Source organism: Flagellimonas nanhaiensis (assembly GCF_003382275.1).
In the GTDB taxonomy this organism is placed as follows: Bacteria; Bacteroidota; Bacteroidia; order Flavobacteriales; family Flavobacteriaceae; genus Flagellimonas; species Flagellimonas nanhaiensis.
Genome location: NZ_QTJX01000002.1, coordinates 398,699 through 412,347 on the forward strand (window position 1 = coordinate 398,699; position 13,649 = coordinate 412,347).

The 13,649-nt window shown below is 38.9% G+C and carries 12 protein-coding genes; 6 read left to right on the top strand and 6 right to left on the bottom strand.

The features are described from left to right. Window positions 1-102: 102 nt before the first annotated feature. A complete protein-coding gene (locus DX873_RS09285; protein ID WP_116184172.1) occupies window positions 103-528 on the top strand; it encodes a hypothetical protein in 426 nt (141 codons plus the stop codon). Here the strand turns inward: DX873_RS09285 and gldD are convergent, their stop codons facing one another. From gldD to mutY, 4 genes are read right to left on the bottom strand one after another with little or no spacing between them, the layout of a single operon-like run. Next, the gene (gene gldD, locus DX873_RS09290; RefSeq protein WP_116184173.1) at window positions 529-1,086 is read right to left on the bottom strand and encodes a gliding motility lipoprotein GldD; all 558 of its coding nucleotides are present in this window, start codon (window positions 1,084-1,086) and stop codon (window positions 529-531) included. Continuing rightward, window positions 1,076-2,404: a gliding motility-associated protein GldE gene (locus DX873_RS09295; protein WP_116184174.1), complete on the bottom strand. Its 1,329-nt coding sequence runs from the start codon at window positions 2,402-2,404 to the stop codon at window positions 1,076-1,078. The genes gldD and DX873_RS09295 overlap by 11 nt, the downstream gene beginning before the upstream one ends. Window positions 2,405-2,427: 23 nt before the next feature. Then, on the bottom strand, window positions 2,428-2,886 hold the full coding sequence (locus DX873_RS09300; protein WP_116184175.1) for a single-stranded DNA-binding protein: 459 nt from the start codon (window positions 2,884-2,886) through the stop codon (window positions 2,428-2,430). A gap of 23 nt (window positions 2,887-2,909) precedes the next feature. Then, complete coding sequence (gene mutY / locus DX873_RS09305; RefSeq protein ID WP_116184176.1) at window positions 2,910-3,947, bottom strand: A/G-specific adenine glycosylase; 1,038 nt, start codon at window positions 3,945-3,947, stop codon at window positions 2,910-2,912. Window positions 3,948-4,068: 121 nt separating this feature from the next. Here mutY and DX873_RS09310 point away from each other — a divergent pair, with 121 nt between their 5' ends. The 4 genes from DX873_RS09310 (at window position 4,069) to DX873_RS09325 (ending at window position 9,124) form a co-directional block, all read left to right on the top strand. Further along, window positions 4,069-4,359, top strand: a complete 291-nt coding sequence (locus DX873_RS09310; protein ID WP_036380395.1) for an HU family DNA-binding protein — start codon at window positions 4,069-4,071, stop codon at window positions 4,357-4,359. 268 nt (window positions 4,360-4,627) lie between these two features. Then, a complete protein-coding gene (locus DX873_RS09315; protein ID WP_116184177.1) occupies window positions 4,628-6,175 on the top strand; it encodes an Rne/Rng family ribonuclease in 1,548 nt (515 codons plus the stop codon). Window positions 6,176-6,268: 93 nt separating this feature from the next. Then, complete coding sequence (locus tag DX873_RS09320) at window positions 6,269-8,638, top strand: alpha-L-rhamnosidase-related protein (protein ID WP_116184178.1); 2,370 nt, start codon at window positions 6,269-6,271, stop codon at window positions 8,636-8,638. 3 nt (window positions 8,639-8,641) lie between these two features. Further along, window positions 8,642-9,124, top strand: coding sequence for a regulatory protein RecX (locus DX873_RS09325; RefSeq protein ID WP_116184179.1), 483 nt, complete (start codon window positions 8,642-8,644; stop codon window positions 9,122-9,124). A 15-nt stretch (window positions 9,125-9,139) separates the two neighbouring features. Here DX873_RS09325 and DX873_RS09330 read toward each other — a convergent pair whose 3' ends face one another. Both DX873_RS09330 and DX873_RS09335 read right to left on the bottom strand, forming a co-directional pair. Further along, on the bottom strand, window positions 9,140-10,009 hold the full coding sequence (locus DX873_RS09330; RefSeq protein ID WP_116184180.1) for a cupin-like domain-containing protein: 870 nt from the start codon (window positions 10,007-10,009) through the stop codon (window positions 9,140-9,142). Between the two features lie 116 nt (window positions 10,010-10,125). Next, window positions 10,126-11,958: a TonB-dependent receptor plug domain-containing protein gene (locus DX873_RS09335; protein WP_116184181.1), complete on the bottom strand. Its 1,833-nt coding sequence runs from the start codon at window positions 11,956-11,958 to the stop codon at window positions 10,126-10,128. 95 nt (window positions 11,959-12,053) lie between these two features. On the opposite strand from DX873_RS09335, the gene DX873_RS09340 reads away from it, so the two are divergent. Continuing rightward, entirely contained in the window at window positions 12,054-13,550 is a 1,497-nt protein-coding gene (locus tag DX873_RS09340; RefSeq protein ID WP_116184182.1) for an aminotransferase-like domain-containing protein, read from the top strand. Window positions 13,551-13,649 lie beyond the last annotated feature (99 nt).

A 13,649-nucleotide genomic window follows, 5' to 3' on the forward strand; every position in this document is an offset into this window, starting at 1 on the left:
AAGCTGACAATTGTCAGCTAATGGACAAATTGGGCGGTTATCTATCAAAATATGGTAATCATTACATCCCAATGTCTAAATTTGCTTTCAATAATCCATATCATGAAAAAATATATTCCCTTAGCGCTCTCCGTATTGTTTTTGACAATAGCTTCCTGCAAACAGGAAAAAAAAGATGATTCTCCAACCCAAATGGAACAGGTAATGGCCGTCCATGACGAGGTAATGCCCAAAATGGGAAAACTGGGTAAGCTGGTTGGTCAACTTAAAAGCAAGGTGGATACCACAGAAATTGGCAAGAAATATGAGGCAGCTATGATAGATCTTCAGGATGCCAATACTTCCATGATGGATTGGATGAGAAACTTTGGTGATCGTTTTGATTCTGATGAGATCTTGAACGGCAAAGAACTCTCTGAACAAAAACAGCAATGGCTAAATGAAGAAGAGGAAAAAGTCAAAGCTCTTAAGGAACAGATCAATTCCAGTATAGAGCGCGCTGAAAAATTATTGGCCGAGGAGGAGTAATCATTTACTCCATCGTATGCTTTCCATAATTCTCCTGATATCATTTTGGAGATACATGGCAGCAGGAAGTATTGAATCGTAATTGGGCTTTGCATAAAAATAAAGGGAGCCCGTAATAAAGTGGTCCGTACTGTCCGTGACATAAAATTGGGACTGTGAGGCCGCATTTCCACTGACTTCGTAGAACATTCCGTAAACCCTTTCCTCAGGATTTATAAATTCCTTTGGAGCAATGTTATCTGCTTTTACCACATGCTCGTAGGTCAATTTTTGGGCATCAATCAGTAAATCCCTGATGTTACCATCAACCCTTTTATAGGTAAGAAATATGGAGCCTTTCATCATTGGATAGTCCAAGACCAGGGAGCAGTCTTTGTTCTCCTTAACTGTTGACAATATATTTTGATCAAACCCATATTCACAATCAACATCTGACTTGGCGTACTCCGCACTTGGATATTCCAATCGCAACATGGCCTTGGGCTTGGGCAGTACATCATCTTTACAACCCATCAACAAAATAAAAACAAGACTAAATACAACTCCGCTACGCTTCATGGGGCAATGTCACTTTTATACGTTTTAACCGCTTTTTGTCCAGGCTTTCCACTACAAACTGATAATTTTTAAAAAACACTTTTTCTCCTCGTTTAGGAAAGCTTCCTGAAATCTCCAAAACAAAACCAGCAATGGTCTCTGATTCTCCCTTCTGGTCCTCAAAGTCCTCCTCATCTTGAATTTTTACCACTCTATAAAAATCCTTCAATGCAGTTTTTCCGTCAAAAACGTAATTGTTATCGTCCAATTTGGAGAAAATAAGGTCCTCATCATCAAATTCATCACTGATGTCCCCTACAATTTCCTCAATAATATCCTCCAGAGTAACTATCCCTGATGTTCCTCCATATTCATCCACCACAACGGCCAGGTGATTTTTTTTCTCTTGGAATTCCAGTAAAAGATCGTCCAGTTTTTTGTTTTCCGGAACAAAATAGGGCTCCCGTATCAAGGACATCCAGTTGAAACTTTTACGCTCTATATAAGGAAGCAGGTCTTTAACATAGAGCACCCCAAGAACATTGTCCATATTTTCGGCAAAAACCGGAATCCGGGAATATCCATTTTTTTTGATTTCCTCGAGCACCTCTGGGAATTTCATTTCTTCATCAAGCGCAAATATGTCAATCCGAGGTCTCATAACCTGTTTGGTATCCGTGTTCCCAAAGGTTACAATACCTTCCAATATTTTTTGCTCTTCCTTTGTGGTATCCCCTTCGGATGCTAATTCTAAAGCCTGGGATAAATGATCTACGCTCAAATTGGATTTTTGTCTCCCCAGTTTTTCCTCCAAAAAGATGGTTCCCGAACGCATTGGAGAACTCAAAGGAGTAAACAAAGCATTTAAAAACTTTAAGGGGTAGGCCATAAAAAGGGAAAAATTAACCCGGTTTCTGTTGGCATAGATTTTTGGAAGTATTTCCCCGAACATCAAAATCAAAAAAGTGGCAACGATCAGTTCAACCACAAATCGGACCGAGACCACTCCAAAAAGTGTTTGGTCTATTTGAGAGAAGATAACATCGCCCAAGGAACTGAACAACAAGACAATTCCAATATTAATGGCATTGTTGGTAATCAATATGGTAGCCAACAATTTCTTGGGCCTGTTCAATAGTTTTGCCACAATACTTCCGCGTGCAGTACCATTATCCTGCATTTCATTTACATTGGTCTGGGAAAGCCCAAATAGGGCCACCTCAGCGGCTGAAATCATGGCCGAACAACCCAACAGAAACAAAAGCAATATGGCTTTTGTGATAAAGACACCGTTATAAGCATTCAGAAAAAATACTAAACAATGGGGGTCAGGATCCAAATTGTATTGTTTTAAACTTAATTCTAGAATGGAAGATCATCATCTTCCTGGATTTCATCTGCAGATGAGGTTTCTGCCGATTTAACAGGTTCGCTTTGCGGAGTTGGCGCTACTGGAGCTTGCTGCGTATTGGCCATGCTTTCTTTCTTAGTTGAAAGAAATGTAAAGTCCTGAACATGGACTTCAGTGGTATAGCGCATATTCCCATCTTCTCCTTGCCATTGCCTGTTCTTTAACCTTCCTTCCACGTAGACCTTGTCTCCCTTGGTAAGGTATTTTTCGCAAATTTCCGCGGCCTTGTTCCGTACAACAATATTATGCCACTCCGTGTTGGTCACCTTTTCTCCTGTCTGTCTATTGGTATAGGTTTCATTGGTGGCCAATGGAAATCGGGCTATGCAGTTTCCTCCTTCAAAATAGTGGATTTTCACTTCGTCTCCCAAATGCCCGATCAGCATCACTTTGTTCAATGTTCCGCTCATAACTCTTTAATTGTTCAAAAGTACTAAATTTTGAATGTTTGTATGAAATCAGCGATCAAAACAGGTACCGGAAAAGAGATTATTTCATCCCAGGAACTTCCTTCGGAAAGAGTTTCATCTGTCTTAACCACCCAAAACTTAGTGTGCAAATGTTGGTGCGAAAGTTTATGTGTTATGGGTTTATCATTGTAAAGGTTGACCGATGCCATTGATGGAATTCCATTGGACTCTCCAAGTCTTTGCAGAAATTCATCCTGACTCAACTCCTTTTCTGATTCTACCAGGGGAAATTGATAAAGGTTTTGCCAAATTCCGCGTTCTTTCCGTTGTTCCATTCTAGTTTTCCTGTCCTTATCCAGCAGCACCACATAATTGAAATAACGTTCTCTGATTTTTGTCTTGTTTTCCTTAATAGGTAAAATGCCCACCTTTCCCTCCTTAAGAGCTACACAACTATCATTTAGCGGACATAAAAGACATAAAGGTTTTTTGGGAGCACATTGAATAGCCCCGAACTCCATTATTCCTTGATTATAATCCCGAATATTTTCAATGTCCATAACTTCTCTGGCAAGTTCCTTGAAATACTTGATTCCCTTATTGCTGTTGATGGGCAAATCAACCCCAAAATATCTGGCAAGCACTCTGTATACATTGCCGTCCACAACCGGTTCAGGTAAATCAAAACAAATTGATGCAATGGCGCTGGCGGTATAATCTCCAACTCCCTTTAGACTTCGGAGCTCCTTGTAGGTATTTGGGAATTCTCCCTGATACTCGTTCACAACTTTTTTTGCCGTGGCGTGTAGATTTCTTGCCCGGGAATAATACCCAAGGCCCTGCCACAACTTCAGTACTTTTTCTTCTGGGGAATTTGCCAAATCGAACACCGTAGGGAACGCTTCCAAAAACTTGTGATAATATGGCATTCCCTGTGCAACACGGGTCTGTTGCAGCATTATCTCTGACAACCATATTTTATATGGATCACGGGTAGATCTCCAGGGCAGGTCTCGCTTGTGTTCATGGTACCAGCCTAAAATTTTTTGGGAAAAAGACATGTGGGAAAATACTATTGATCAAATGTAGCAGTTTATATACTTAAAATTAAAGGCTTTAAACAAAAGATTAATTTTAATTTTTATATTTGCAAGCCTAAAAAAACAGAAAATTAAAGACGAAATGACGAAAGCAGATATTGTAACTAGAATCTCAGAGAAGCTAGGAATTGAGAAAGGAGACGTTCAAGCAACAGTTGAATCTTTTATGGAGGAGGTTAAATCGTCCTTGGAGAATGGTGATAATGTATATCTAAGAGGTTTTGGAAGTTTTATCATTAAGACGAGAGCTGAAAAAACAGGTAGGAACATTTCAAAAAACACTACCATCAAAATCCCCGCACACAACATTCCTGCCTTTAAGCCTGCCAAGGTTTTTGTGGAAGGTGTAAAAAGCAACGTTCAAGTAAAATAATATAACTAACACTAAAGGAAAAGCTATATGCCGAGTGGTAAAAAGAGAAAAAGACACAAGGTAGCTACTCATAAGCGTAAAAAGCGCAGAAGAGCTAACCGACACAAGAAAAAGTAGTTGTTGCAACTACTTTTTCATTTTACACATATACGTTCTTTGACATAGAGATTCAGAAAAAAGAATTTCAGTCGGTCCTAAAAAGACCGATTCTAGATATTGTTTAATCCATTATCCCATAAATCTATAGGGATAATAAAAATCGATTCAGGTGAATAGAGAATTAATTGTAAGATCTAGTCCCAATGCAGTCGATTTTGCCTTACTAAAAGATGGAAAACTCATTGAACTTCATAAGGATGAGGACGACAACAACTTTTCCGTTGGGGATATCTTTCTAGCCAAGATTAGAAAACCCGTCACCGGCCTTAATGCGGCATTCGTCAATGTAGGTTATGAAAAAGATGCTTTCCTGCATTACCATGACCTCGGTCCGCAACTTTCCTCAATGCTTAAGTTCATTAAAAAGATCAGAACAGGGAAATTGAAGGAGTATTCCCTAAAGGACTTTCCATTTGAAAAAGATATAGACAAGAATGGCAGCATCAATGATGTAATCAAAGCCAATCAGTCACTTTTGGTGCAAATTGTAAAAGAACCCATTTCCACAAAGGGCCCTCGAATAAGCTCCGAGCTTTCAATAGCCGGACGCTATTTGGTCATGGTACCTTTCTCTGACCGCGTATCCGTATCACAAAAAATAGGGAGCAAGGAAGAGAAGGACAGGTTAATACGTCTTGTTAAGAGTATTAAGCCCAAAGGGTTTGGTGTTATTATACGTACCGTTGCAGAAGGCAAAAAAGTTGCAGAACTGGACAAAGATCTCCAGAACCTGTTGTCCAAATGGACAACGATGTGCAAAAAATTGCACAGAGCGCCGCATCCGTCCAAAGTCTTGGTTGAAGTCAATAGGGCTTCCTCCATTCTTAGGGATGTATTCAACGATTCATTTACAGGAATACATGTTGATGATGAAACGCTCCACAATCACATCAAGGACTATTTGCATGAAATTGCTCCCAAAAAGGAATCCATTGTAAAACTATATTCAGGTTCCGCTCCCATCTTTGAAAAGTTCGGTATTGAACGTCAAATCAAGACTTCGTTTGGCCGAACAGCTTCAATGAGCCGTGGGGCATACCTCGTTATAGAACATACAGAAGCACTGCATGTTATCGACGTAAACAGTGGGAACCGTTCCAACAAAGCCAAAAATCAGGAAGATACCGCACTGGAGGTAAACCTTTTGGCCGCTTCCGAAATTGCAAGACAATTACGATTGCGAGATATGGGCGGAATTATAGTTGTGGACTTTATTGATATGACCAAGGGTGAGCACAGACGAAAATTGTTTGACCACCTAAGGGAAGAAATGAAGGACGATAGGGCAAAACATAAAATATTGCCTCCCAGTAAATTTGGTCTTGTTCAGATTACAAGACAAAGGGTACGTCCGGAAATGAATATAAAGACCAGCGAGGAAAGTCCCAATGTTTCTGGAGCCGAAGTAGAGGCCCCAATAGTTTTGATAGATAAAATACAGGCGGACCTGGAAAGAATCCTAAAAGGTAACCAAAGTGAGAACGGAATAGTTTTAAACTTACACCCGTTCATTGCGGCTTACATGACAAAAGGGTTTCCTTCCATAAGGACCAAATGGTTCAAAACTTATAAAAAGTGGGTAAAAATACAGCCCAGGGATGCATACAAATACCTTGAATACCGTTTTAAGGATAAAGACGGTAAAACAATACGATAAAAAAAGCGACTTCAGCAGTGGGGTCGCTTTTTTTGTTTCAAGAAGGTTTCGGATCAAAATGCTACTTTTGATAAATCACCAACTTTTAAGACAATGAAATTCCTGTATAGCATTCTTCTGGTCCTTTTATTGGTAAGCTGTTCCAAAAAAACGGAAAGCTCTATATCCGAATTATTCACTGATGTTCCCTTTATAAAAGGGAAGGATGCTTATTTGAATTCTCCTTACGTAACAGCAGGAGATCGGGTTTACATGGTTGGTCATCAAGATGGATCCTTTCCCCCATTGGGCTGGCATATAAAAGGTGAAATGGGTGGAATCTGGAACCATCCCATCAAGCTTATGGATGGATTTGAAACTGCACTTGTTCTTGACAAGGATACAATAAGACTGGATAATGCCTCAGAATTCGTCAACTACCCCTTTGCCAACAAGCATATCTTTGAATTTCCTTCCAAAAATCTTGTAGTGGAGCGTTTGCAATTCGTTCCCGACAACCATCAAGGAATAGTTATCCAATTTATTTTTAAGAGCGCCAATGCTGAAAAGCAGAATCTACAATTTGAATTCATAGGTCATTCGGATCTGAGGCCGACCTGGTTGGGAGAACGTACCAATATGCATGATAATCTGGACGAAGCAGTTTTTGAAGATGGAAAATGGATTGTCAAGGACAGCTCTAACCCGTGGTTCAACATTTTTGGCTCCGACCAGACTCCAATTGAACATCATACAATAACTGGAGTTTCTCAAGAGAACAACATTTCCAACGCATTGACTTATGATATCAACTTGGATGCGAATGAACCTACCGTCATCAACTTTTTTATTTCAGGTTCCTATCAATCCAGGGAAGATGCCCTGGACACGTACAATCGGATGTCTCAAAATCATTTCGATTTACTTGCCAACAAAAAAAATCGATACCAAACTCTGGTAGAACAATCAAAACTAACTATCCCAGATAAAGATTTGGAACAAGCTTTTGAATGGTTGAAATACAATTGCGATTGGCTGGTACGCACCGTTCCCGAAATAGGTACTGGCATTGGTGCAGGTATTCCAGATTATCCGTGGTGGTTTGGTGTGGATAGTGAATATGCCTTAAAAGGCTACATGGCCATTGGTCAAGAGGACATAGTTCATCAAACGATTCAATTATTGGATAGTGTTTCTATGGCCATAAACGGTAACGGCAAGATTCTTCATGAAATGTCAACAAACGGTAGCGTCTTTAACGAAGGAAACATTAATGAAACGCCTCAGTTTGCATCTTTGATATGGGAAATCTATACCTGGAATGGCGACAAGCAATTCTTGGAAAAGTATTTCCCTACCGTGAAAAAAGGTCTCACATGGTTGATGGAGGAGAACGACAGCAACAAAAATCTTTTTCCAGATGGGTTTGGGATGATGGAAATACATGGACTGGACAGTGAAATGATAGATGTGGCCGCCTACACCCAAAGAGCCTTTTATGATGCCTCTCTAATTGCCATGGAATTGGAGGAATCGGAATTGGCCAAAGAATATAAATCATTGGCCGCTGAGCTACGAAAGAAGATAAACGATGAATTCTGGTCTGATGAATTTGAATCCTATGCCGACTTTTTAGGAACCGATGAACAGGCCATACATCTTATTGATGATGCCATTGTCCGTGCGGATACCTTGAACAAGCCCTGGGCAGTTGAAGAATTGCAAAATACCAAGCAGCAGATCCTGAAAAATCGATCTAAAAACTTAAAACCTTTTGTATTGCATCATAATTGGGTGGTAAATACACCCATGGAAATGGGCATTGCAGATTCTACCAAAGCCATTACCGCACTGAATACAGCGAAAAAGTTTACCAATCCCTTTGGAATGTTTGTAACGGGAATAGACCGGGATGATTCCGCAGGTAAGGATTTTGGGTCTTTTAAGGGAAGTAAAGTGTTCTCCTATACCGGAGCTGTAATGACCCTTCCTACAGGAGTACAAGCGGTGGCCGAAAACAATTATGGAAGACCGGACATGGCCCTGGATTATCTGAAAAGGATGACACGGACATTCAGTTACGCACTGCCTGGAAGTATTTATGAGGTTTCACCAGATTATGGAATGATGACACAGGCCTGGAACATTTATGCCTTTGCCATACCCATCGTTCAACAATTCTTTGGTATTGAACCAATGGCCAACAAAAAACAGGTCATTATCCGGCCTCAAATGCCTAACAGTTGGGATAATGCGAAATTGGAAAATGTAAAGATTGCAGATAACGAAATATCTATATCCTATAAAAGTGACAATGGAAGCACCCAAATAGAAGTTCAGCAAACTAACCCAGATTGGGAGTTGCGACTTGTTTTGCCCAAGGATACTTATACCGTTCTAGAAGGTAATGCTGAAACTTTCTCCGAAAAAGAACATTCCATTTTTGTAGGGTCTGGAAATAAGTTAGTGATTACAAACAAGTAATAGATGGCATCTAAATCATCTTACAGCACCCATATTTCTGTACAAGAAGCCCAGAAAAAAATGGAGCATTTTTGTGCCTACCAGGAACGCTGCCACCAGGAGGTTTATGAAAAACTCAGGGGCATGGGAATGATCCAGCAAGCGATAGATTATATCACTACGCATCTGATCCAAGAAAACTATTTGAACGAAGAGCGTTTTGCAAGAGGTTTTGCAAGAGGTAAGTTCAGAATTAAAAAATGGGGTAAAAATAGAATCGTTCAGGAGTTAAAGCGACGAAACATTTCAGCATATAATATAAAAAGTGCATTAAGTGAAATTGAGGAGGAGGAATACCTTAGTACTCTTGATGAGCTTGCCCAAAAGAGGTTAGCGCAGATTCATGAACCCAACATTCAAAAGAGAAAGAAAAAGCTGGCTGACTACCTACTTTACAGAGGCTGGGAAAGTTCCTTGGTCTACGCTAAACTCAAAGAACTTATTTAAAAGGTTTCATTCCGGTTATTTCCGCACCAATACCTTTTGGGTGCGGACAATGGCCCTTTCATTCTTCCAATCTATCCATTTTTGCCCCTGAATTCTTCGCATCAAATTGTCAAAATACCTCATGAACAAAATGTTATAGAGAGCCTTGCCAAAGTTTTTTGGTCTTCGTGCAATTGCCCTTAAGCTCATTGAAAATCCAGGTGAAATATATTTCATGTGGTGCCAGTACCCTTCGGGTATGTACAAAACATTTCCATGCTCCAAGTTCGCTATGTGCCCTTTGGCATGTTTAAGTGCCGGCCATTTTTCCAAGTCGGGGTCCGCAAAATCAATGTCTTCCCTGGTTATCAGCGAATGCGGAATCTTGTATAAAAACTTAGTCTCTGATTGAGGAAAGAGGATGCATTGTTTTTTTCCTTCAAAATGAAAATGGAAAATATTGGCCAAATCAATATCATAGTGCATGAAGGTATGGGAGTTGCTTCCCCCAAAAAAGAGCATGGGCAGCCCTTTCATCAAACGCAGTCCAAAATCAGGATAAGAAAAATCCTTTTGCAACTGAGGTACTTCTTTCAAGACATTCCAAAGGAAAATCCGATATTTTGTGGGTTCGCTCTTTAAAAGATCTACATATTCCCACATTTTCATCTTGGCATGGGGTTCATTGAATCCCTCATCGTGGCGTACAGGGCGATCATCATAAAGCGGGACCTCCTTATCTCCAGCAATCTCTTTCATATAATCCAGATTCCACTTGGAATAGGCGGGCCAATCCTCAACAAAGCGCTCTATAACTACGGGCCTTTGGGGCTTAAAATATTTATGTAGGAATTCCTCTTTGGTAAGAGTAGACTCCCTGGGAATTTGTTCAAGGTTAAGCTTCAAAACGCTAAATTTTGAACTAACTAAAGTAATAAAAAAGAAATTTAAACCACTTTCAATACATCAATGGTAGCAGAAGGAATGGAGTTCCTGAAGTTTAAAATAGCATAGTAAGATTGTTATTTAAAACTATAACGCAACCCGAATAACACGTTACTTGGTGGCATAGGTACAAATCCCGACTCGATATATTCAGCATCAAAAATATTACTTGCTGTGACTGTAAAATCAGCTTGACCTAATTTAATAGCCAGAGATGCATCCCAAACATTATAGGTTTGCCCAGTTGTACGCTCAGCATACTTGTAAATGATATTTTGCCGTACATTTTTAAATAGTTGGGTGCTAAAACGTGTTGTGTATTGGTGCTTTAAAGTATTGAGCGAGTAACGTGATAATTCTTCGTTCTGGTCCAAAATATTGTCATCTAGAAAGGCATAACCAACACTCAATGTTTGCGTAAAATCTTTGAATTTAAAATTATAGGAAGCATCAAACTCAAGACCTTTTGTGTTGACTTCTGTAATATTTGTTGCTGTAAAGACATCTTCAGAAACATCATTTCTAATGTAATCAATCAAGTTATCGGCATCTCTATTAAATACCGCTATACTAGCGTTAATTTTGGGTGATGTATACTTAAAGCCTAGTTCCTGGGCAAAGGCTTCTTCCGGCTCCAAATCTTCGTTTCCACTAGTAACAGGATCACTGTAATACAAATCAGTATAGGTTGGTATGCGGTATGTATAACCTACATTACCATAAATTTTAAAGCTGTTAGTAATATCGTAACCTATATCCAAGCCTGGAAACGCATGAAATTTAAAGTCTGAAAAATACGTTAATGCCACGCCGGGTGTAATGTCTAGTTTGTTGTCGAGTAAGCTAAATCGATGTTCCAGGAATACATTGGTCATAAAACGGTTACGTTTGCCAAGATTATTACTTCTTAGATAGATTTTGGACATATCTATACCAAACCCTGTAATCCCTAATTTTGAAGAATAAGAAGCATTGGTTTCCACACCTATCTTATCTGAAATATGGAAGTTTCTAAAAAAACTTGGCTCATCACGTCTTAATAGAAACATATCCTGATTACGTTTCCAATATATCCTTGGTTGAATTTTGAGATTACTCTTTCTGAAAGTCGTAGAAAAAGCTATTAGACTATTTTGAGTTTCTTCGTACTCGTGAAAAGTAGGGTTGGTGGTATAGAAATTTTCCGCACCAAAATTACGCTCTAAAAACGTAGCTATCATTTCAATAGGTTGTGCATTTTTATTGAATGTGCTTTTAAGATAATAGTTGGCATTGTCATAATCAGAGTTATTTCTATACCCTTCAGATGTTACTCTCCCAACATGAACAATATGAGACGAGTTTTCTTTTTCAATACCAGCTGTTACATTACCATTTAATTGTCCAAAAGAACCAGTTTCAACATTTACGGACGCAGAATTATTTAAGTTCTTTTTAGTTACGATATTAATAGCTCCTGCGAAAGCATTTTGACCGAACACCCTTGCTGCAGGACCTTTAATAATTTCTATTCGTTCTATGACTTCTATTGGTAAAGCAGCATTCATGGTATGATGACCTGTTTGGGCATCGTCCATTTTAATACCATCAATCAATAATAATGTTTGGTCAAAGCCACCTCCTCTAATATATAAATCTGCTTGGCTACCACCTGTACCACGACGTCTAATATCTACACCAACAACTTGCTGCAACAGGTCAGCAACATTTACGGCAGCACTGTTTTCGATATCTGCTGCCGTAACAATATTTATGGTTCTTGAATTTTCTTTGAAGGGTAGATCAATTCGATTTCCTATGAGCACCACTTCACTCAAAGAATCAATTTTTATAATAGGCTGTTCTTGTTGAGCACTCAATTGAAATGCGACAAGTAGTAAAAATGCAAAAGGTAAGACTGTATTTCTCATCTATTTGAGCTTGCAATGGTTGTTATAGTGTTGTTTATTTTGTTCTGCAAAAGTGATAACTTTCCGGACGATTAAACTAGTCCAGTTTTAAAACAATGAATAGTCCGGTTTATGACATATTAAAACAACTTGTCGCATTTGACAAAACTATCGTACAACCTGTTTATATACAAGTAGCACAACAAGTTATAAATGCAATACAACGTGGCTATTTGGCTAAAGGTAGTAAGTTGCCTGGAACACGTGTTTTAAGTCAGTTGTTAAATGTTCATCGTAATACAGCTGTTGCCATTTACGAAGAACTGGCTTCACAAGGTTGGGTAGATATTATAGCCAATAAAGGGACTTTTGTTTTGGTACCAGAGGAACCTAATGTAAAAATCAAAGCAACAGCTCAGCATATTCATCAGGCCTATACATATCCAATGGTTGCTGGTTTCCCGTTTCAGCAATCATTTCATTTGGCTTCAACAGCAGAAGTAACTTCTTCAAAGTATTCCATAAGTGACGGCACACCAGATTTACGGCTGCATCCTGTGCACCAGTTTTCAAGATGGTATAGTGCTGCAATGAAACGAAAACCATTAGTTAATAAATGGAATAGAACAAATGCGTTAACTCCTTCGGTTTTTAGCACACAACTTTGTAATTATTTAAACGTAACACGAGGATTTCATATAAAACCAAGTAACCTAGTGAATACACGTAGTACAGAAATGAGTCTGTATATAGTTTCACAATTATTGATTAAAAAAGGTGATTTGGTGTTGGTCGGGGAGTTGAGTAATTATGCTACCAACATGATTTTTCAACAGGCTGGGGCCAAAATTAGAACTGTTCCTGTAGATAGTGACGGTTTAAATATAGCCTATATAAAAAAGCATTTTGTAAAAGGGAGTATACGGTGTGTGTATGTTTGCGCCAATAGAGATTACCCAACAACGGTAACGTTGAGTGCACAAAGACGACTGCAGTTGTTGCAATTGGCCAAGACACATGGCTTTGCCATTATTGAAGACGATTACGATTATGATTTTCAATTTGAAGGATCTGCAATGTTACCCATGGCGAGTGCAGACGTCAATGGAAATGTTATTTATTTGGGTAAGTTAGGACAGTCGTTATTTCCAAGTTTTCACACGGGCTTTGTAGTAGCACCGGAAAACCTGATTTCTGAGGCTAAAAACTATTTGCAATTACTGGACAAACAAGGCGATCTAATACAAGAACAAATGCTTTCCGAACTTATTTCTGAAGGCGAAATATATAGACTTAAGAAAAAGAATATTGTCACTTACAAACAGCGTCGTGACTGTTTGTGCCATTTTTTAAACCATTATTTTGAAGGTATCACAACTTGGGAAAAGCCCTTAGGTGGTTTGGCAATCTGGCTCCAATTTGCAGAAACAATATCATTGGTGAAACTTGCCGAGGAAGCCGAGAAATTAGATTTATTTCTACCAAAAACCATTTTATATCAAGATAAAAACACCTGTGCAATTCGTTTTGGTTTTGGGCACTTAAATGAAGAAGAAATCGAAATTGTAATTAAGAAGCTTAAAAGTGCTTATAATAAAGTCATTAATTTTTGATAGGAAATTCAGTTTTGCAATCTTTCCTCTAGGTTTGATAAGATAGTTAGGATATTTTCTTTGGTTGGAACCGATATTCGTTCTTCTTCAATGAAAAAA

Bases quoted from the DNA above. Each gene is read 5' to 3' on its own strand.
- DX873_RS09285 (WP_116184172.1), top strand. From the start codon at position 103: ATGAAAAAATATATTCCCTTAGCGCTCTCCGTATTGTTTTTGACAATA.
- gldD (WP_116184173.1), bottom strand. From the start codon at position 1,086: ATGAAGCGTAGCGGAGTTGTATTTAGTCTTGTTTTTATTTTGTTGATG.
- DX873_RS09300 (WP_116184175.1), bottom strand. From the start codon at position 2,886: ATGAGCGGAACATTGAACAAAGTGATGCTGATCGGGCATTTGGGAGAC.
- mutY (WP_116184176.1), bottom strand. From the start codon at position 3,947: ATGTCTTTTTCCCAAAAAATTTTAGGCTGGTACCATGAACACAAGCGA.
- DX873_RS09310 (WP_036380395.1), top strand. From the start codon at position 4,069: ATGACGAAAGCAGATATTGTAACTAGAATCTCAGAGAAGCTAGGAATT.
- DX873_RS09320 (WP_116184178.1), top strand. From the start codon at position 6,269: ATGAAATTCCTGTATAGCATTCTTCTGGTCCTTTTATTGGTAAGCTGT.
- DX873_RS09325 (WP_116184179.1), top strand. From the start codon at position 8,642: ATGGCATCTAAATCATCTTACAGCACCCATATTTCTGTACAAGAAGCC.
- DX873_RS09335 (WP_116184181.1), bottom strand. From the start codon at position 11,958: ATGAGAAATACAGTCTTACCTTTTGCATTTTTACTACTTGTCGCATTT.
- DX873_RS09340 (WP_116184182.1), top strand. From the start codon at position 12,054: ATGAATAGTCCGGTTTATGACATATTAAAACAACTTGTCGCATTTGAC.